The organism is Lutibacter oricola (assembly GCF_900106565.1).
In the GTDB taxonomy this organism is placed as follows: Bacteria; Bacteroidota; Bacteroidia; order Flavobacteriales; family Flavobacteriaceae; genus Lutibacter; species Lutibacter oricola.
In genome coordinates, this window is sequence record NZ_FNNJ01000002.1 from 63085 (window position 1) to 81613 (window position 18529).

Sequence of the window (18529 nt, forward strand, 5' to 3'; positions counted from 1 at the left end):
TAATAAGTTTTAATCTTCAGCTAAAACCCATTCTCCTTTATTAATTAAAGGTATAGCTTGTTTGTATTTAAGCATTTTAGTTTCTCCGCTCATTACATTTTTAATAGTAATAACTTCGTTTCTACCAATTTTACGCTCGGTTCTAACAATAGTTTCTACAACTTGTGGTTGTTGAGTTTGGTTAGTTTCAGTAGCTTCAGTAGTATTTTTGTAATCTTCTTTACTTAATTGAACTTTATCTCTTTTTTGCTCTCTTGCTTGAGAAACTTGATTAGCATCTTGCGATGGTAATTCACCTTTGAATAAGAATGATAACACATCTTTATTTACAGTATCTAACATGTTATTAAATAATTCAAAAGATTCAAATTTATAAATTAATAAAGGATCTTTTTGCTCGTAAGTTGCATTTTGAACAGATTGCTTTAACTCATCCATTTGACGTAAATGATCTTTCCAAGTATCGTCAATAATAGCAAGTGTAATATTCTTTTCAAAATCTGTAACTAGTTCTTTACCTTGAGATTCGTAAGCTTCTTTTAAGTTTGTTACAACTTTTAATTCTTTAGTTCCATCTGTAAAAGGAACAACAATACGCTCGTATCTATCTCCTTGTGTTTCGTAAACATCTTTAATTACAGGGAAAGCAGCTTCTGCACTACGCTCTAATTTTGCTTTGTAGTGTTTATAAACAACATCAAATAATTGATCAATTAATTCTTTTTCAGAAAGTGATTTAAATTCTTCTTCAGTAAAAGGAGAACTTGTAGAAGAGAAACGAATTAATTCAAATTCAAAATTAGTATAATCATCTGTTGGTTTGTTTTCTTTAACTAACACATCGCAAGTATCATAAACCATGTTTAAAATATCTACTTGTAATCTATCTCCATCTAAAGCGTGTCTTCTACGTTTGTAAACAACTTCACGTTGTGCATTCATAACATCATCATATTCTAATAAACGTTTACGAACACCAAAGTTGTTTTCTTCTACTTTTTGTTGTGCACGTTCAATAGATTTGGTAATCATAGAATGTTGAATAACTTCACCTTCTTCTAAGCCCATTCTATCCATCATTTTGGCTATTCTTTCAGAACCAAATAAACGCATTAGGTTATCTTCTAACGAAACATAGAATTGAGATGATCCTGGATCTCCTTGACGACCAGCACGACCACGTAACTGACGGTCTACACGACGAGAATCGTGACGTTCTGTACCAATAATTGCTAAACCTCCAGCATCTTTAACTTCTTTAGAAAGCTTAATATCTGTACCACGACCTGCCATATTTGTTGCAATAGTTACAACACCAGGATTACCAGCTTGGGCTACAATATCTGCTTCTTTTTTATGAAGTTTTGCATTTAATACGTTGTGTCCAATTTTTCTGATAGAAAGCATTCTTCCTAATAATTCAGAAATTTCAACAGAAGTTGTACCAACTAAAACGGGTCTTCCAGCATTAACTAATGATTCAACTTCATCAATTACAGCATTGTATTTTTCACGCTTAGTTTTAAATATTAAGTCTTCTTTATCTTTTCTTAGTAAAGGAACGTTTGTAGGAATTTCAATTACATCTAATTTGTAAATTTCCCAAAACTCACCAGCTTCAGTTACCGCAGTTCCCGTCATACCAGATAGTTTGCGGTACATTCTAAAGTAATTTTGAAGTGTTACAGTAGCGTATGTTTGGGTAGCGTCTTCAATTTTTACATTTTCTTTTGCTTCAATAGCTTGGTGTAAACCGTCTGAATAACGACGACCGTCCATAATACGACCCGTTTGCTCATCTACAATTTTAATTTTATCATCCATTATTACATACTCAATATCTTTTTCAAATAAAGTATATGCTTTTAATAGTTGATTCATTGTATGAATTCGCTCACTTTTTATACTGTAATCTCTATAAAGTTCTTCTTTTTTAGAAGTGTTTTCAGTTTTGTCTGTAAATTCAGTATCAATTTTACCAATTTCAGTACTTAAATCAGGTAGAATAAAGAAATCTTGATCTTCACCATCAGAAATATGAGAAATACCTTTATCGGTTAAATCAATAGAATTATTTTTTTCATCAATTACAAAATACAACTCCTCGTCAATTTTTGGCATTTCACGATTGTTATCTTGCATGTAGAAGTTTTCAGTTTTTTGAAGTAACTGTTTAATTCCTTCTTGACTTAAATATTTAATTAAGGCTTTGCTTTTTGGTAAACCTCTAAAAACTCTATATAAAAGAAAACCACCTTCTTTAGTGTCTCCTTCTTTTATTAATTTTTTTGCTTCAGCTAAAACACCTGTTAAATAATGTCTCTGTGTTGTAACAAGTTTATCTACGTTAGGTTTTAGCTCGTTAAACTCATGTCTATCTGCATTTGCTGTAGCTCCAGAAATAATTAATGGTGTACGAGCATCATCTACTAATACAGAATCTACCTCATCTACAATAGCATAATTATGTGGGCGTTGTACTAAATCGTTTGGAGAGTGCGCCATATTATCACGTAAATAATCGAAACCAAATTCGTTATTTGTACCGTATGTAATATCTGCATTATAAGCTTTTCTACGAGCGTCAGAATTTGGTTGGTGATGATCAATACAATCTACACTTAAACCATGAAATTCAAAAATAGGAGCCATCCAAGCAGCATCACGCTTTGCTAAGTAGTCATTTACTGTTACAATATGAACACCTTTACCTGTTAAAGCATTTAAATATACAGGTAAAGTAGAAACTAATGTTTTTCCTTCTCCAGTCATCATTTCTGCAATGTTACCTTTGTGTAATACAGATCCACCAATTAATTGAACATCGTAGTGAACCATATCCCAAGTAACTTCTTTTCCTTGAGCATCCCAAGAGTTTGCCCAAATAGCTTTATCATCATCAAGAGTAACATTAGATTTTGAAGCAGAAATTTCGCGATCAAAAGGTGTAGCTGTTACAGTAATTGATTTGTTGTTAGCAAGTCTTTTTGCTGTTTCTTTAACAACAGCAAAAGCTTCTGGCATAATATCGTTTAAAACTTTTTCTGAAGCTTCATAAACATCATCCTCTAGCTTGTCTATCTCTGTATAAATATCTTCTTTTCTATCAACAGTAGTGTCAGAATTGTGAGCCTCTTCTTTTAATGCTGCAATAGATTCATTAATATCTTTTGTTGCGTCATTTATTAATTGCTTAAATGATACTGTTTTTTCACGAAGTTGATCGTGGCTATATGTAGCCATTTCTTTTTCAAAACTAGCTACTTTTGTTACTATAGGTTGAAGTAATTTTAAATCCTTTTTGGTTTTATCTCCAACAAATATTTTTAATACTGAATTTAATATGCTCATTATTATGGTGTTAATATGTTGAAAGCGGTATGTAAAACAACGCTTTTTGTGTTTTTTTTTATATCTAGCGAATTTAAACTTTTTTAATGTTAAAAAGGTTTAAAAAACTCTAAAAAATTTAGTTATAAGCAAAAAAAAAGTCTCTTTATTTAGAGACTTTTTTTTCTTTAATATTTTAATATTCATCCTCGTTCCAAAGATAATCCTCTTCGGAGGGATAGTCGGGCCAAATTTCTAGGATGGTCTCGTAATTTTCATCTTCGTCTTCAATTTCTTGAAGGTTTTCAACTACTTCCAGAGGTGCTCCTGTTCTAATAGCGTAATCTATTAACTCATCTTTTGTTGCTGGCCATGGTGCATCTGCTAAATAAGATGCTAGTTCTAAAGTCCAATACATAACTTTTTCTTGTATTATATTTTTGCAAAAATAATTTTTTTCTTTAAAAAGTCAAGTTATTTCTAACTTTTTTCAATAAAAAAAAGAACTTTTTTAATTTTTCTCAGGAATCCATTTGATTTCCTCAGCGTTATTATCATAAGTCAATTTTCGTGCCAGTACAAAAATATAGTCCGAAAGACGATTTAAATACATAACAATATGATTGCTAATCTCTTCTTGTTCATTTAGTTGAGAGGCTATTCTTTCGGCTCTACGACAAACACAACGTGCAATATGACAATATGACACGGTAGTATGTCCACCTGGTAAAACAAAATGAGTCATTGGCGGAATATTTTCATTTATTTTGTCAATCTCATTTTCTAATAAAGTAATTGAAGCGTCATTTAATTTTTCAATATTTAAACGCTCTTTTCCATTCTTTAAAATTTGTTTATCTGCTGGTGTTGCAAGCATTGCACCAAGCGTAAACAACTCATGCTGAATTTTAAGTAATAAATTTTTAGTGTGCTCATCCATAGGTTGGTCTTTAATTAAACCTAAGTATGAGTTTAATTCGTCTACAGTTCCGTATGCTTCAATACGTATATGGTGTTTTGGTACTCTAGTTCCTCCAAACAAAGATGTTTGACCTTTATCTCCTGTTTTAGTATATATTTTCATTTTAATAAGGTGTATTAAACTCTAATTGTAAAGTGTTGTTTTTTTTGTTCTTTTCTAAAAAACACAATTCCCCAAAAGTACGTATTTATGGTTACAGTTACGGTAGGATGTTTTTTTATTTCTTCCCAAGTTTCTAACATTTCTTTAGACCAGTTAATGTCGTCAAAAATAAAAATTGAATCATTCGTTATGTTTTTTAAACAAGTATTAAAATAGTCTAAAGTTGGTTTTTTTTGATGATTGCCATCAAAGTAAACAATGTCAAAATGTTGATTCGAAACTTCATTATTTAAGGTATTACTAAAATTACCTTCAACCTGCTTAATACCATTAAAGCTAAATTGCTTAAATACGTTTTTAGCAATAGTATTAGTACTAGGGCAACCTTCTAAAGTTGTAATTATTAAGTTATTGCTTGCTATTGCTATTGCTGAAGTACCTAAACCTACCGAAGTTCCAATTTCTAAAAGGGTATTAGGCGCAAAGTAGTCAATTAGCCGTATTAAAAGTTTTGCTTTTTTTGTTGAAATACCAGCAACCTTAGCAATGTCTTTTACTTTTCGAGTGTTAGAATTAAAAACTTTGGAACCTTTACCAAAGTCAATTACAGTAATTGTTTTATTATTATTTAAAAGCCACTTTTTAACGTTTAAAAACTTATTAAACTTAGTTGCATCTGTTTTTTTATAAAAACATTTGGTAATTAATTTATATACAAAAGGAGAATGTACGCCATGCTGATTTGTAGATTTAATTAAAAAAAGTAAAAATGATTTTATTCTAAACCACATAAAAATTGAATTTATTGCGAAATTAATGCAAAAATTATTTTAATAAACTATTTAAAATTATATTTGTCTTGCTATCAATATTTATATATGAAAAAAATACTTTACAGTGCCTTTGTACTGTTGTTTCTTACTTCGTGTGTTACAAACAAACAATTAACGTATTTTCAAGGTGATCCAGTTGAGCAAACTGAAATTACAAAGTTAAATAACGAACCTTACCGAATGCAGGTAAACGATATACTTTATATAGATATTAAAGGAAATAATCCTGAAATTATTTCTATGTTTAAAAGTAGCGAAACTTCTGGAACTACATCGAACCAAGGAGGAACTTTATATTTTAATGGTTATTCGGTAGATAGACATGGGAATATTAGAATACCTTATATAGGCGATTTAAATGTATTGGGTTATACGGCAAAAGAAGTTAGAGAAAAAATAGAACTAGAATTAGCTAAATTTTTTAAAAACCCAGAGCAAATATTTGTGACAGTAAAATTAGCAGGTATTCAATTTGTAGTTACAGGTGAAGTTGGTTCTCCAGGAACAATTAGTTTAATGCAAAATCAAGTTAGTATAGTTGATGCTTTGGCAAATGCTGGTGAAATTACTGAGGTTGGTGACAGAAAAAATGTAACTATAATTAGAAAGTCTTTAGACGGCGTTAAAAAGTTTAAATTGGATATGACAAATATGGAAGTTTTTAATTCGGAGAACTTTTATATTCAACCAAATGATATTTTATACGTAGCACCACTAAAACAAAAATCTTTAGGTACAGGAACTACTGCTTTTCAAACTTTTTCAACAGTTGTAACTGTATTATCGTTTTTAGCTAGTACTGTTTTATTGATTAAAAATTTATAGGAATTTATGGATAATAAGTTCAAACTTATAGAAAACCCAAAAGAACAAATATCAGATATTAAAGATTATTTGTTTCGTATAATTTCAAATTGGAAATGGTTTTTATTTACCATACCAATAGCATTGGCAATAGCATATTATGTTAATATTTCTACTCAACGTATTTATGGTTTAACAACTACTATTGCTGTTAAAGAGCAAAGTAATCCATTATTTGCAACAGGAACAAATATTGCTTTTAATTGGGGTGGAGTTAGTGATAAGGTAGAATCTATTAGAAAGGCATTGGTTTCTAGATCGCATAACGAGAAAGTGGTTAGAGAATTAGAGTATTATATAAATTATTATACCGAAGGACGTTTTAGAAAAGAAGATGCTTATGGTACTGTACCATTTCAATTAAAGCTTCAAAATAATCAGTTTCAATTATTAAATACGTTTATTAAAGTTGAATTTATTTCAGAAAATAGTTTTAGGTTGTCAGTTAATTTTGATGAGAAATTAAATTATCAGTTAACAAATTATAAAACAGAAACATTTAAAAAATTTAATTCTTCTGAAAAAATTAGTAAAGAATTTTTGTTTGAAGAATATATAAATTTCCCATTTTTAAAAGGGCAAATTGTAAAAAATAATTTAAACGAATTGCAGGTAGGTGATAGCTTTTTTATTAACTTAAGCTCTATAAACCAAGCAACAAATACTTATAAAAACGTTAGAGCTAAAGGTTTATCTGGTACTTCTTTAGTAGAATTATCATTAACTGGAGCTAATAAAAATAGGATTGTAGACTATTTAAATAAAACGGTTGAAGTTCTTGCAGAAGTTGAGCTGGCACAAAAAACCAATTATGCTCGTAGTACTAAAGATTTTATTGAAGAACAGTTTAATAATACTTCAGATACGCTTAAGGTTTTAGAAGATAATATTGGAAAGTTTAAAGAAAAAAATTCAATTTACGATTTATCCGCTCAAGGAGGTGAAATTTTTTCTCAAACCACTGGTTTAGATCAAATGCAGAAACAGTTAAAAGATAGAATTGAATACTTTACCAATCTTGAAAATTATATAAATACGCATTCTAATTACTCTAAAATACCTGCACCTGCAATTATAAATATAGAAGACGCTAGTATATCTAATTTAGTTGGTAAGTTAACTGAACTTTCTATTCAAAAAGAAAAGCTTGAAGGGGAAGTTACAGGCAGTCATCCTTCATTAAAAATTGTAAATAAAGAGTTAGAAACAACTCAAAAAGTAGTTTTAGAAAATTTAGCTTCATTAAAAAAGGCAACAAACGTAACTTTAAGTAATAGTCAAAGACGTTTAAATTCGTATAATTATAAATTAAATAAATTACCTAATAAGGAACAAAAACTACTTAATTTTCAGCGAAAATACAGTTTAACTGAAGCAAATTATGTGTTTTTAATGCAAAAACGTTACGAGGCAGATATTGCAATTGCAGCAAGTGTTTCGGATATTTCTGTTTTAGATAAAGCAAAAGATACTGGGCAAGGATCTATTTTACCAAGAGTATCATTCAATTTTATGATTGCTTTGCTTTTAGGAACAATATTGCCATTATTTGTAATTATAGCAAAAGAGTTGTTAGACACTAAAGTACATTTAGCAGAAGATATTGAAAAAATTTCGCCAATTCCTATGTTAGGTGTAGTTGGGCAAAATACTGCAGAAAATAACTTGGCAGTATTCTTAAAGCCAAAATCTACAGTTTCAGAATCATTTAGAGCCTTACGATCTAATATTCAATTTTTATTTGATAGAAAGATTAGAGATAAATCTAAAACAGTTGTAGTAACATCATCTGTTAGTGGTGAAGGAAAAACTTTTGTATCTATTAATATGGCAACGGTTTTTGCTTTAGGAGGTAAAAAAACGGTGCTTGTAGGTTTAGACTTACGTAAACCAAAAATATTTGGCGATTTTGAAATTACAAATAATATAGGAGTAGTTAACTATTTAATTGCAGAAGAAACCAAAGAGGCCATTATTCAAGAAACCAAAGTGCCAAATTTACACGTAATAACTTCTGGGCCTGTACCACCAAATCCTTCAGAATTGTTAATTAGTAGTGCTACAGACGATCTAATTAATAGTTTAAAAGAAGAGTACGATTATGTAATTTTAGATACGCCACCAATTGGGTTAGTAAGTGATGCAATTGAATTATTAAAATATGCAGATACTACTATTTATGTTGTAAGACAAGGATATTCTCAAAAGGGAATGCTAAAAATGGTGAACGAGAAATATAATAAGGAGGAAGTTTCAAATATTAGTATAGTATTGAATGATTTTAAAGTAAAATCTAGCTATGGTTATGGGTACGGCTATGGATACGGCTACGGTTATGGCTACGGAAAGTATAATAATGGGTATCACGAAGAAGAAGAGAAATCATTCTTTAAAAAGTTATTTAAACGTAAAAAGAACTAAACTTTAACACCTTCAATATATATAGTTTCAATTTGATTATTTCCAAAGGAGTATGGTATAAAACCGTAACTTGGTATTTCTTTTGTAATTATAAAATTGGCTTTTTTTCCAATACAAATACTACCAAGTTCATTTTCTAATCCCATTGCATAAGCGCCATTTATTGTTGCTGCATTTATAGCTTCTTCAGGAGTCATTTTCATTTTAATACAAGCTGTAGAAATTATAAAATTCATATTTCCAGAAGGTGTAGAACCAGGATTGTAATCTGTTGCAAGTGCTAGTGGTAAACCAGCATCAATTATTTTTCTTGCAGGTGTGTAAGGTATACTTAAAAAGTAAGAGCACGATGGTAATGCCACAGGCATTGTATTTGTGTTTTTTAAAGATTCAATATCTTCTTGTCTCATTTCTTCTAAGTGGTCAACAGATAAAGCTTTAAACTCAACACCAGCTTGCACACCACCAATTGCAGTAAACTGATTTACATGAATTTTTGGTTTTAAATTGTATTTTTTTGCAGCTTTAAGTAGGCGTTTAGTATCGGCAACGCTAAAATAACCTGTTTCGCAAAATACATCAATAAATTCGGCTAAGTTGTTAGAGGAAACTTCAGGTAAAATTTCATTTATAACCAAATCTAAATAAACATTTTTATTGTTTTTATAGGTTGAAGGAATTGCGTGTGCGCCTAAAAAAGTGGCTTTTATGGTTGCAGAATAATTCTCATTTAGTTTTTTAATAACTCGAAGCATTTTTAATTCAGCTTCTTTAGTTAAACCATAGCCCGACTTTATTTCAATAGCACCAGTACCTAAACTCATTACTTCTTCAACTCGTTTGGCAGATTGGTTGTATAATTCTTCTTCGGAAATTTGTTGTAGTTTTTTTGCGGAATTTAAAATTCCACCACCATTATTAGCAATTTCTTCATAAGTTTTACCATTTATTCTATCTACAAATTCTTGTTCTCGATTTCCTGCATAAACTATATGCGTATGGCTATCGCACCAAGTAGGTAAAATCATTTTATTTAAAAGATCTACAGAAGTATTAAACCCTGATTTTGGGCAGTGTTCCATAACACCAAAATCTTTAATTTTGTTATTTTCAATAACTAGAAAAGCATTTTTTAGAGTAGGTAAAATCTTCATTTCTTTACCAGAAACCATTTTTTTTGAAGTTTCTTCTACTTGTATTAATTCTTTTATATTATAAAAAAGTGTAGTCATTTACCTAAAATTTTGTGAATCAAAGGTATTAATTATTTACAAAATAGCTTTTAATGTTAAATAATTGTAAAATTGGTTAACCAATTTCAAAAAAAGACCTACAGGTATGGTTTTATAACTTCATAAAAAGTATATTTGCATAAAATTTAATTTAATGAATAAAGCTATATATATTGCTACTAGTGAACCTAATAGTGGTAAATCTATTGTTGTACTAGGTTTAATGAGTATGTTACTGGGTAAAACAGCTAAAGTGGGTTACTTTAGGCCTATAATAGACGATGTTAAAAAAGGTAAAAACGATAATCATATTAACACTATTATTTCTCAGTTCGAATTAGATCTAAAACCAAAAGATGCTTTTGCTTTTACTAGAACTGAGTTTATAAATAAGAGAAACAAGGGGAAAGAAGGAGAAATTATAGACACTATAATTGAAAAGTACAAAGTTCTTGAAGAGCAAAACGATTTTATGCTTGTTGAAGGAACAGATTTCTCAGGCGAAGGATCTGCAATTGAATTAGATGCTAATATTTTAATAGCTAAAAATTTAGGTATACCTGCAATTATTGTTTCTAGCGGTGTTGGTAAATCTATGGACGAATTTATGGGCGACTTGTTACTAGCTTATGACTCTTTTAAAGATAAAGAAGTTGAAGTTTTAGCAGTAGTTGCAAATAAAATTAAAGAAGAAAACTTATCTATTGTAGAAGAAGATGTGAAAAAGGTATTACCAGCAGATGTATTGGTAAATGCAATTCCACTAATTTCAACATTAAATAACCCTACATTAAAAGAAATAGCAGCAACTGTAAATGCTGAAGTTTTATTTGGTGAAGAGCATATGAACAATCAATGTGCAAGTTTTACAGTAGGAGCAATGCAGTTAAGAAACTACTTAACTCACCTTAAAAACATGAATACTTTGGTAATAACACCAGGTGATAGATCTGATATTGTTTTAGGTGCTTTACAAGCTAATATTTCTACTAATTATCCAGCAGTGGCAGGTATTGTTTTAACTGGTGGAATAACTTTAGAAGAACCAATTGTAAAATTAATTGAAGGTTTAGGACAAGTTGTACCTATATTAAGTGTAAAAGATGGAACTTTCCATACAGCAAATCAAATTGGAGCGGTAAGGTCTCATATGTATGCAGAAAACACAGAGAAAATTATTTCAGCAATTAATACATTTGATAAATATATAGACGAGGATAAAATTAATGAGCGTTTAATTACATTTCAAAGTAGTGGAATGACTCCTAAAATGTTCCAATACAATTTATTAAAAAGAGCAAAAACAGAGCGTAAACATATTGTTTTACCTGAGGGAAGTGATGATAGAATTATTGCTGCTACAGCTAGATTACTTGCTTTAGATATTGTAGATATTACTGTTCTAGGTGATTATGAAAATATTGAAAATAGAGCGCAAAGCTTAGGTTTAAATTTAGATTTAAGTAAGCTAACAATTATAGATCCAATAAAATCTGAGTATTATAAAGAGTTTTCAAAAACCTTGTTTGAAATACGTAAACATAAAGGTTTAACTATTGAAATGGCTGAAGATTTAATGGGAGATGTTTCTTACTTTGGTACTATGATGGTGCATAAAGGTTTAGCAGACGGAATGGTTTCTGGAGCAGCACATACAACGGGACATACTATTTTACCAGCTTTACAATTTGTAAAAACTAGACCAGGAGTATCTGTAGTTTCTTCAGTATTCTTTATGTGTTTAGAAGATAGAGTTTCTGTTTTTGGAGATTGTGCAATTAATCCAAATCCAAATGCAGAGCAATTAGCAGAAATAGCAATATCTTCAGCAGAAAGTAGCATTAATTTTGGTATGGAACCTAAAATAGCTATGTTATCTTATTCATCTGGTGCATCTGGAAAAGGAGCAGATGTTGATGTAGTTAGAGCAGCAACAGAAATTGTAAAAGAAAAACGACCAGATTTAAAAGTAGAAGGACCAATTCAATACGATGCAGCTGTAGATCCTAAAGTAGGTAAAAGTAAAATGCCAGATTCTGAAGTTGCAGGACAAGCAAACGTATTAATTTTTCCAGATTTAAATACAGGAAACAACACATATAAAGCAGTACAACGTGAAACAGGAGCATTGGCAATTGGCCCAATGTTACAAGGTTTAAATAAACCAGTAAACGATTTAAGTAGAGGTTGTACAATAGACGATATTTTTAACACAGTAATTTTAACAGCAATACAAGCACAAGGAATATAAAATGAAAATTTTAGTAATAAACTCAGGTAGTTCATCAATTAAATATCAATTATTTAATATGCCTTCTCAGGAGGTAATATGTTCGGGAATTGTAGAACGTATTGGATTAGAAAATCCAAAAATCAAATACGAATCTGCTACAAATGAAATAGAAAAGGTTTGTAGAATTCCAGATCATAAAGCTGGTCTTCAAAAATTGGTTAAATTTCTTTTAGATGAAGAAGTAGGTGTAATTAAATCTACATCAGAAATTTCTGCTGTTGGACATAGAGTTGTACACGGTGGAAGTACTTTTGCTGAAACCGTTGTAATTAACGATGAAGTAAAAGAAAAAATAAAAGATTTATTTTCATTAGCACCATTGCATAACCCTGCAAATTACGAAGGTATTGTTGTTGCTGAAGAAATTTTTCCAGAAGCTAAACAAGTTGCTGTTTTTGATACAGCGTTTCATCAAACAATGCCAGTTGAAGCTTATAAATATGCCATTCCAAATAAATTTTTAGAAGAGCATAATATTCGTAGGTATGGTTTCCACGGTACAAGTCATAAATATGTAGCAGAAAGAGCAATAGAACATTTAGAAGGTGAAAATTGTTCTAAAATTATTACAATTCACTTAGGTGGTGGTTGTAGTATGACGGCAATTAAAGATGGAAAAAGTATTGATACTTCATTAGGATTTGGACCAGTTGCAGGTTTAATTATGGGAGGTAGAAGTGGAGATATAGACCAATCTATTATATTTCATTTAGTTAATAATTTAGGTTATGAATTAAATGATGTAAATAACATGCTTCAAAAAGAAAGTGGTATGGTTGGTTTAACAGACGGTTTATCTGATTATAGAGATATTGAAGCAGAAGCAGAAGCTGGTGATGAAAAATGTCAATTAGCATTAGAAATGGCTGCTTATAGATTAAGACAATATTTAGGAAGTTACATAGCTGTTTTAAACGGTGTAGATGCTATTGTATTTACAGCTGGTGTTGGAGAAAATTCTATACCAATGCGTAAAATGGTTTGTGAAAACTTAGATTTCTTTGGAATTGATATTGATTTAGATAAAAATAATATGAAAGCTAGAAAAATAGAAGAAATTCATACAGAAAAATCTAAAGTTAAATTATTAGTTATACCAACTAACGAAGAGTTAGAGATTGCAAATCAATCATTTGAGTTGATAAAATAAAAAAAACTATATATTTTAATAAAAACCTTTCAAATATTGGAAGGTTTTTATTTTTACGAATTAATATTTAGGATATAATATACAAGTAGTTTATTATTGAAAACAGATTATAAAACATATAAAATTTTAACTAATCAACATTTAATTATTGAAGTTTATAACGGAGATTTTTATATTGAAGATGTAATAGCGTTAAAGACTAAATTATTTCAGGATATAAATTATAAGCCAGATTATAATATAATAATGGATTTAAGAAACGCAACTTGGAACATTTCTGAAGAAGAAATTCTAGAATACATTCAATTTGCAACTAAAAATATTAAATCTATTTCAAACCGAAAAATTGCATTTTTAACAAGTAAACCTAAAGAGGTAGTTATTGGAATTCTATTTTCGAAACTTAATAAAAAATTACCAGTAACGTTAGATGTTTTTTCTACATTAGGAGCTTCTTTTTCGTTTTTAAATTTTAATGATGAAACATCAAGAACAGATATTATTAATGAAATTAAGCTCTTAAAAAAGAGCTTGTAACTCGATAGTTTAATACTAGCCTTGGAATAACGTTTCCAAATAAAATATTCAAAAAGAGTAAAAATTATATACTCCTTGTTTAGTTCTGACATTTGTCATATTATATTAACTTTTATACGGTTAAAAGATAAATAAACCTTTTTTCTAACAAGTTTTTTCTACATCAATTGTATATTTGTGGGAGAAAAAATTAAGTTACAAATTAAAATATATAAGATGTCTGAATTTAAATACCAAAAACCGTTTCCTATTACAAAGGACACAACAAAGTATCGTTTGTTAACTAAAGATCACGTATCTGTGGTTGAGTTTGATGGACGTAAAATTCTAAAAGTATCACCAGAAGGAATAGAGTTGCTTTCACAAGCTGCATACCACGATGTATCGTTCTACCTACGTGCTACTCACTTACAAAAATTAGAGACAATTCTTAAAGATCCAGAAGCTACTGATAACGATCGTTTTGTTGCTTATACAATGTTATTAAACCAAATGGTTACTGCAGCAGGAGAACTGCCAACGTGTCAAGATACTGGTACTGCAATTTGTGTAGCAAAAAAAGGTGAAGATGTTTACACAGGTGTAAACGATGCTGAATATATTTCAAAAGGAGTTTATAATACTTACCAAACAGATAATTTACGTTTTTCTCAAATTGTTCCACAAACAATGTTAGAAGAGAAAAATTCAGGTTCTAATTTACCTGCTCAAATTGATATTTATTCTGAAACTGGCGATAAATATGAGTTTTTATTTATAACAAAAGGTGGTGGTTCTGGAAATAAAACCTATTTGTACCAAATGACAAAGTCTTTGTTAACTGAAGAAAATTTAACAAACTTTGTTAAAAAGCATATTATGGATTTAGGTACATCTGCATGTCCTCCTTACCATTTAGCATTTGTAGTTGGTGGAACTTCTGCTGAAGCAAACTTAGCAACTGTTAAAAAAGCATCTGCAGGTTATTTAGATCACTTACCAACTGAAGGAAATATGGGAGGTCAAGCTTTCCGTGACCTTGAGTGGGAAGAAAAAATTACTAAAATTTGTCAAGAAAGTGGAGTAGGAGCTCAATTTGGTGGTAAATACTTTGTGCACGATGTACGTGTAATTCGTCTACCTCGTCACGCAGCATCTTGTCCAGTAGGTTTAGGTGTTAGTTGTAGTGCCGATCGTAATGTAAAAGGTAAAATTACTTCTGAAGGTATTTTCTTAGAAGAATTAGAAAAAAATCCAGCACAATTTTTACCAAAAGAAGCACCGCACTTAAAGGATGCAATTGAGTTAGATTTAGATCAACCAATGGAAAAAATTAGAGAAGAACTTTCTAAGCACCCAGTAAAAACTCGTTTTAACTTAAAAGGAACATTAATTGTTGCTCGTGATATGGCACACGCACGTATTAGCGAAATGTTAGCTAATGGTGAAGAAATGCCACAATACTTTAAAGATCATCCAGTTTATTATGCGGGACCAGCAAAAACACCTAAAGGAATGCCTTCAGGTAGTTTTGGGCCAACAACAGCAGGTAGAATGGATCCTTATGTAGATCCTTTCCAAAAAGTTGGTGGTAGTATGGTAATGGTAGCTAAAGGTAACCGTTCTCAACAAGTTACAGATGCTTGTAAAGCAAACGGTGGTTTCTATTTAGGTTCTATTGGTGGGCCAGCTGCTATTTTAGCTAAAAACAGTATTAAATCTGTTGAAGTTGTTGATTTTGCAGAATTAGGAATGGAAGCAGTTAGAAAAATTAAAATTGAAAACTTCCCAGCATTCTTATTAGTAGATGATAAAGGAAACGATTTCTTTTCTGAATTTAAATAAGAAAAGGCTTTAAATATTAAATACACCAAATGATTTATTTCGTTTGGTGTTTTTTTTTGAATAATGAAATGAGAATTATCATAAAAAAAATAAAAAGTAGTGCAATTAATTCAAAATAAATATTAATTTTGTCACATAGCAAAAAAAATAAATAATTACTACTATGGATTTATCTCAGTTTTCTGGTTTTTTAGTTTTCTTAACAATTTTCACAATGGGATTTTGGTTAATGATATTTTTATTAACTTTCGTTATTCCTTATTGGTTAGTTGGTTCATTTAGAGAGTCTTTAAAGTATAGAAAGCAAGAAGAACCTGCAAGAAAAGAATAATAACAATTATTATATAAAAAAAAGAGCAACTAATTTAGTTGCTCTTTTTTTGTGTTATATATGCTAGTAGGTTTAAAACATTTCGTCTCCACCATCATTATCATAACTACCTTGTCTTTCTCTTTTTTTCTTTTGATTAAATCTATAGGTAAAATTTAACGATATTTGACGTTCTCTATACTGAAATTCTCCATACGAATAGGTGTTATCTGAAAATGAATCAGATCTTCTTTTTCTAGAGTTAAATAAATCACTAACATTTAGAGCTAAAGTTCCTTTTTCCTTTAAAATATCTTTACTGAAAGCTAAGTTAACACTAGTCATACTTTTTCGTTTACTCAAAGCACTTTCAAACGGAGCCATATACATTCCTCTAGTTTGCCAATCAATTTTTCCAGGAAGTGTAATTCTAGAAGTTAAGCGTGTAAACCACGAAGTATCATCATTATCGTAACTTATGCCGTTGTAGTCTCCTTCCATTTCAGATTTAAAAAAGTTGAAGCTAGAAGAAATTCTCCACCATTTAAATGGATTGTAATTAGCAGTAAATTCGAATCCATAACGGTTTTGTGATCCAAAATTTATTGGGGTTCTAATAATTACTAAGGTTTCTTCTCCATCAATTTCTCTGTATTCTTCATCTTGAACCATTTCAAAAACATTAGTAGAATATTGGTAATACATAGAAGAATTTAATGTGAATTTATCCCACTTTTTAAGATAACCAAGATCAAATGAACTTGTGTAAGTTGGATCTAAATTAATATTTCCTCTTCTTATATATGTTTCACTTGTTCTACTTTCAAAAGGGTTTAAAAAAAAGTGACGAGGACGTCTTAATCTTCTACTATAACCTAACGTAATACTTTCTGTATCATTTAATTCTAAGCCTAAGTTTACGGTTGGAAATAATTCAGTAAATTTTTTATTGAATTCTTCATTGCTATCTATTAGTTTAATACTTCTTTCTGTAGTTTCTGAACGTAAACCCAATAAGTAAGAAAACTTATTAATTTTGTTTCCAAATTGTATATAAAAAGCATAAATATCTTGTTTAAAATCTAGTGAATTGGATAAATTGGTGTTATTGGCAAATACACCAGAAATAATTTCACCGGTAACATTATCAATAGTTTCATCTTCAACTAAATAATTTGAAGTTAAATCTTCAAAATTTAAATTAAATCCAGCTTCAAATTGTTTGTTTTCTCCAATTGGAAGCGTGTAATCTCCTTTAATTTGAAGTTCTTTATTACTTTCGGTAGTTGTAATTCTTTCATCAGCTTCTTGTTCAAATGAAGGGTAAGTAGTATTGTCATCAATAAAATTGAATTCAGTTTCGTCGCTTTCGTTATATTGAAAATCGAATGTTAATTTATGCCCAGATTTATTAAAATCTTTTGTGTAATTTAAGTTGTATTCTATAGTTTTGTCATCTTCAGTTTCTAACTCTTCACGTATGCTAGATTCTGTTAATAGAAGATTGTTGTCAAGTACATCTAGGTAGTTAGTTCCTATATCTTCTCCGTCTGAATTTCTATATAAAAAAGTACCTGTAATAGAACTGTTTTCGCTTAGATAATATTCAATACCAAATCTAGAATTAATACCTTTTCTTTCTCTGTTGTAATCAGTTTTTTCGTTTCTATAATAATCAATTGCATCTAAATTATCATAAACAATCATATCTGTAAATGCGTTTCCAGGAGAAGTTCTAAAGTTGTAACCTAAATACGTAAAGAAATTTACCTTTTTGGTTCTGTAATTTAAATTAGCAGAAGCGCCGTACCTTTCAGGTTCACCTATATTTGCAGAAACCGAACCATTAAAACCTAAGGCTTTACCTTTTCTAAGTACAATATTTAAAATACCTGCAGTTCCTTCGGCTTCATAGCGAGCAGATGGACTAGTAATTACTTCAACTTTTTCAATTGCATCTGCGGGTAATTGACGTAAAGCATCTGTACCACTTAAGCCAACTAATCCAGAAGGTTTTCCATTTACAAGAATACGTACATTATCATTTCCTCGTAGACTAACATTTCCTTCAACATCTACAGATACGGATGGTACATTATCTAAAACATCGGAAGCTGAACCACCTTTAACGGTCATATCTTTACCAACGTTGTATATTTTTTTATCTAATCTAATTTCAACAGTACTTTTTTCTGCTATTATTTCAACTTCATTTAAGCTTTCGGCATTAATTTTTAATGGAATTACGCCTAAGTTAATGTTTGCAGTAAGAATTTTGTTTTGAAATGTTTTAGTTTTAAACGAAATAAATTCAACACTAATATTATAAGATCCTTTTGGTACTTCAACAGAAAAGTTCCCTTTGCTATCTGTAATTCCACCGGTTAGTTTTTTACCTTTTAAAGGAGTTAAAACTATTGTAGCATACTCTAAAGGTAGTTTTGTGTCAAAATCTATAACAGTACCTGTAACTTCTACTTTTGGTCTCTGCGACATCTTATTTTTATACTGAGAAAAAATAGGAGTAGCTAAAATTAAGAATAGAATTATAGTGATATTTTTCATAATTAAGTTTGTGTATTTTTCAAAAATAGGTAGAATTCAACTTAAAATATGTTAACTAGTGTTAACTTGTAAAATAAAAAAGCCAT

Annotated in this window: 13 protein-coding genes; 7 read left to right on the forward strand and 6 right to left on the reverse strand. The window is 29.8% G+C overall.

Annotation, left to right across the window (positions count from 1 at the left end; translation table 11 throughout):
* Positions 1 to 9: 9 nt before the first annotated feature.
* From secA to BLU40_RS05015, 4 genes are all read right to left on the reverse strand, one after another.
* Positions 10 to 3351, reverse strand: coding sequence for a preprotein translocase subunit SecA (gene secA / locus BLU40_RS05000; protein ID WP_090120549.1), 3342 nt, complete (start codon positions 3349 to 3351; stop codon positions 10 to 12).
* A gap of 175 nt (positions 3352 to 3526) precedes the next feature.
* Positions 3527 to 3748 carry a DUF2795 domain-containing protein gene (locus BLU40_RS05005; RefSeq protein ID WP_090120552.1) on the reverse strand — a complete coding sequence of 74 codons (222 nt, stop codon included), beginning with the start codon at positions 3746 to 3748 and terminating at the stop codon, positions 3527 to 3529.
* A 93-nt stretch (positions 3749 to 3841) separates the two neighbouring features.
* The gene (locus BLU40_RS05010; RefSeq protein WP_090120557.1) at positions 3842 to 4414 is read right to left on the reverse strand and encodes a cob(I)yrinic acid a,c-diamide adenosyltransferase; all 573 of its coding nucleotides are present in this window, start codon (positions 4412 to 4414) and stop codon (positions 3842 to 3844) included.
* Positions 4415 to 4428: 14 nt separating this feature from the next.
* Positions 4429 to 5205, reverse strand: coding sequence for an O-methyltransferase (locus tag BLU40_RS05015; RefSeq protein ID WP_090120562.1), 777 nt, complete (start codon positions 5203 to 5205; stop codon positions 4429 to 4431).
* An 87-nt stretch (positions 5206 to 5292) separates the two neighbouring features.
* On the opposite strand from BLU40_RS05015, the gene BLU40_RS05020 reads away from it, so the two are divergent.
* Both BLU40_RS05020 and BLU40_RS05025 read left to right on the forward strand, forming a co-directional pair.
* A complete protein-coding gene (locus BLU40_RS05020; RefSeq protein WP_090120566.1) occupies positions 5293 to 6072 on the forward strand; it encodes a polysaccharide biosynthesis/export family protein in 780 nt (259 codons plus the stop codon).
* A gap of 6 nt (positions 6073 to 6078) precedes the next feature.
* Positions 6079 to 8532, forward strand: coding sequence for an exopolysaccharide transport family protein (locus tag BLU40_RS05025; protein ID WP_090120571.1), 2454 nt, complete (start codon positions 6079 to 6081; stop codon positions 8530 to 8532).
* On the opposite strand, the gene hutI is transcribed toward BLU40_RS05025, so the two are convergent.
* Positions 8529 to 9764 carry an imidazolonepropionase gene (hutI, locus tag BLU40_RS05030; RefSeq protein ID WP_090120574.1) on the reverse strand — a complete coding sequence of 412 codons (1236 nt, stop codon included), beginning with the start codon at positions 9762 to 9764 and terminating at the stop codon, positions 8529 to 8531. The two genes, BLU40_RS05025 and hutI, sit on opposite strands and share 4 nt — an antisense overlap.
* Before the next feature lie 154 nt (positions 9765 to 9918).
* Here hutI and pta point away from each other — a divergent pair, with 154 nt between their 5' ends.
* The 5 genes from pta to BLU40_RS17520 all read left to right on the forward strand — a co-directional run bounded on the left by pta (position 9919) and on the right by BLU40_RS17520 (position 15899).
* Positions 9919 to 12015 (forward strand): phosphate acetyltransferase, encoded by a 2097-nt coding sequence (gene pta, locus BLU40_RS05035; RefSeq protein ID WP_090120576.1) that lies wholly within the window; start codon positions 9919 to 9921, stop codon positions 12013 to 12015.
* A gap of 1 nt (position 12016) precedes the next feature.
* Positions 12017 to 13207 (forward strand): acetate/propionate family kinase, encoded by a 1191-nt coding sequence (locus BLU40_RS05040; protein ID WP_090120578.1) that lies wholly within the window; start codon positions 12017 to 12019, stop codon positions 13205 to 13207.
* A 96-nt stretch (positions 13208 to 13303) separates the two neighbouring features.
* The gene (locus tag BLU40_RS05045) at positions 13304 to 13744 is read left to right on the forward strand and encodes a hypothetical protein (protein ID WP_090120580.1); all 441 of its coding nucleotides are present in this window, start codon (positions 13304 to 13306) and stop codon (positions 13742 to 13744) included.
* A 216-nt stretch (positions 13745 to 13960) separates the two neighbouring features.
* Complete coding sequence (locus BLU40_RS05050; protein WP_090120584.1) at positions 13961 to 15568, forward strand: fumarate hydratase; 1608 nt, start codon at positions 13961 to 13963, stop codon at positions 15566 to 15568.
* A gap of 163 nt (positions 15569 to 15731) precedes the next feature.
* Positions 15732 to 15899: a hypothetical protein gene (locus tag BLU40_RS17520; RefSeq protein WP_090120586.1), complete on the forward strand. Its 168-nt coding sequence runs from the start codon at positions 15732 to 15734 to the stop codon at positions 15897 to 15899.
* 72 nt (positions 15900 to 15971) lie between these two features.
* Here BLU40_RS17520 and BLU40_RS05060 read toward each other — a convergent pair whose 3' ends face one another.
* Positions 15972 to 18374: a TonB-dependent receptor gene (locus tag BLU40_RS05060; protein WP_090121902.1), complete on the reverse strand. Its 2403-nt coding sequence runs from the start codon at positions 18372 to 18374 to the stop codon at positions 15972 to 15974.
* Positions 18375 to 18529 lie beyond the last annotated feature (155 nt).

Excerpts from the sequence above, each read along its gene's own strand:
- secA (WP_090120549.1), bottom strand. The coding sequence starts at position 3,351 with ATGAGCATATTAAATTCAGTATTAAAAATATTTGTTGGAGATAAAACC.
- BLU40_RS05005 (WP_090120552.1), bottom strand. The coding sequence starts at position 3,748 with ATGTATTGGACTTTAGAACTAGCATCTTATTTAGCAGATGCACCATGG.
- BLU40_RS05010 (WP_090120557.1), bottom strand. The coding sequence starts at position 4,414 with ATGAAAATATATACTAAAACAGGAGATAAAGGTCAAACATCTTTGTTT.
- BLU40_RS05015 (WP_090120562.1), bottom strand. The coding sequence starts at position 5,205 with ATGTGGTTTAGAATAAAATCATTTTTACTTTTTTTAATTAAATCTACA.
- BLU40_RS05020 (WP_090120566.1), top strand. The coding sequence starts at position 5,293 with ATGAAAAAAATACTTTACAGTGCCTTTGTACTGTTGTTTCTTACTTCG.
- BLU40_RS05025 (WP_090120571.1), top strand. The coding sequence starts at position 6,079 with ATGGATAATAAGTTCAAACTTATAGAAAACCCAAAAGAACAAATATCA.
- hutI (WP_090120574.1), bottom strand. The coding sequence starts at position 9,764 with ATGACTACACTTTTTTATAATATAAAAGAATTAATACAAGTAGAAGAA.
- pta (WP_090120576.1), top strand. The coding sequence starts at position 9,919 with ATGAATAAAGCTATATATATTGCTACTAGTGAACCTAATAGTGGTAAA.
- BLU40_RS05040 (WP_090120578.1), top strand. The coding sequence starts at position 12,017 with ATGAAAATTTTAGTAATAAACTCAGGTAGTTCATCAATTAAATATCAA.
- BLU40_RS05050 (WP_090120584.1), top strand. The coding sequence starts at position 13,961 with ATGTCTGAATTTAAATACCAAAAACCGTTTCCTATTACAAAGGACACA.
- BLU40_RS17520 (WP_090120586.1), top strand. The coding sequence starts at position 15,732 with ATGGATTTATCTCAGTTTTCTGGTTTTTTAGTTTTCTTAACAATTTTC.
- BLU40_RS05060 (WP_090121902.1), bottom strand. The coding sequence starts at position 18,374 with ATGTCGCAGAGACCAAAAGTAGAAGTTACAGGTACTGTTATAGATTTT.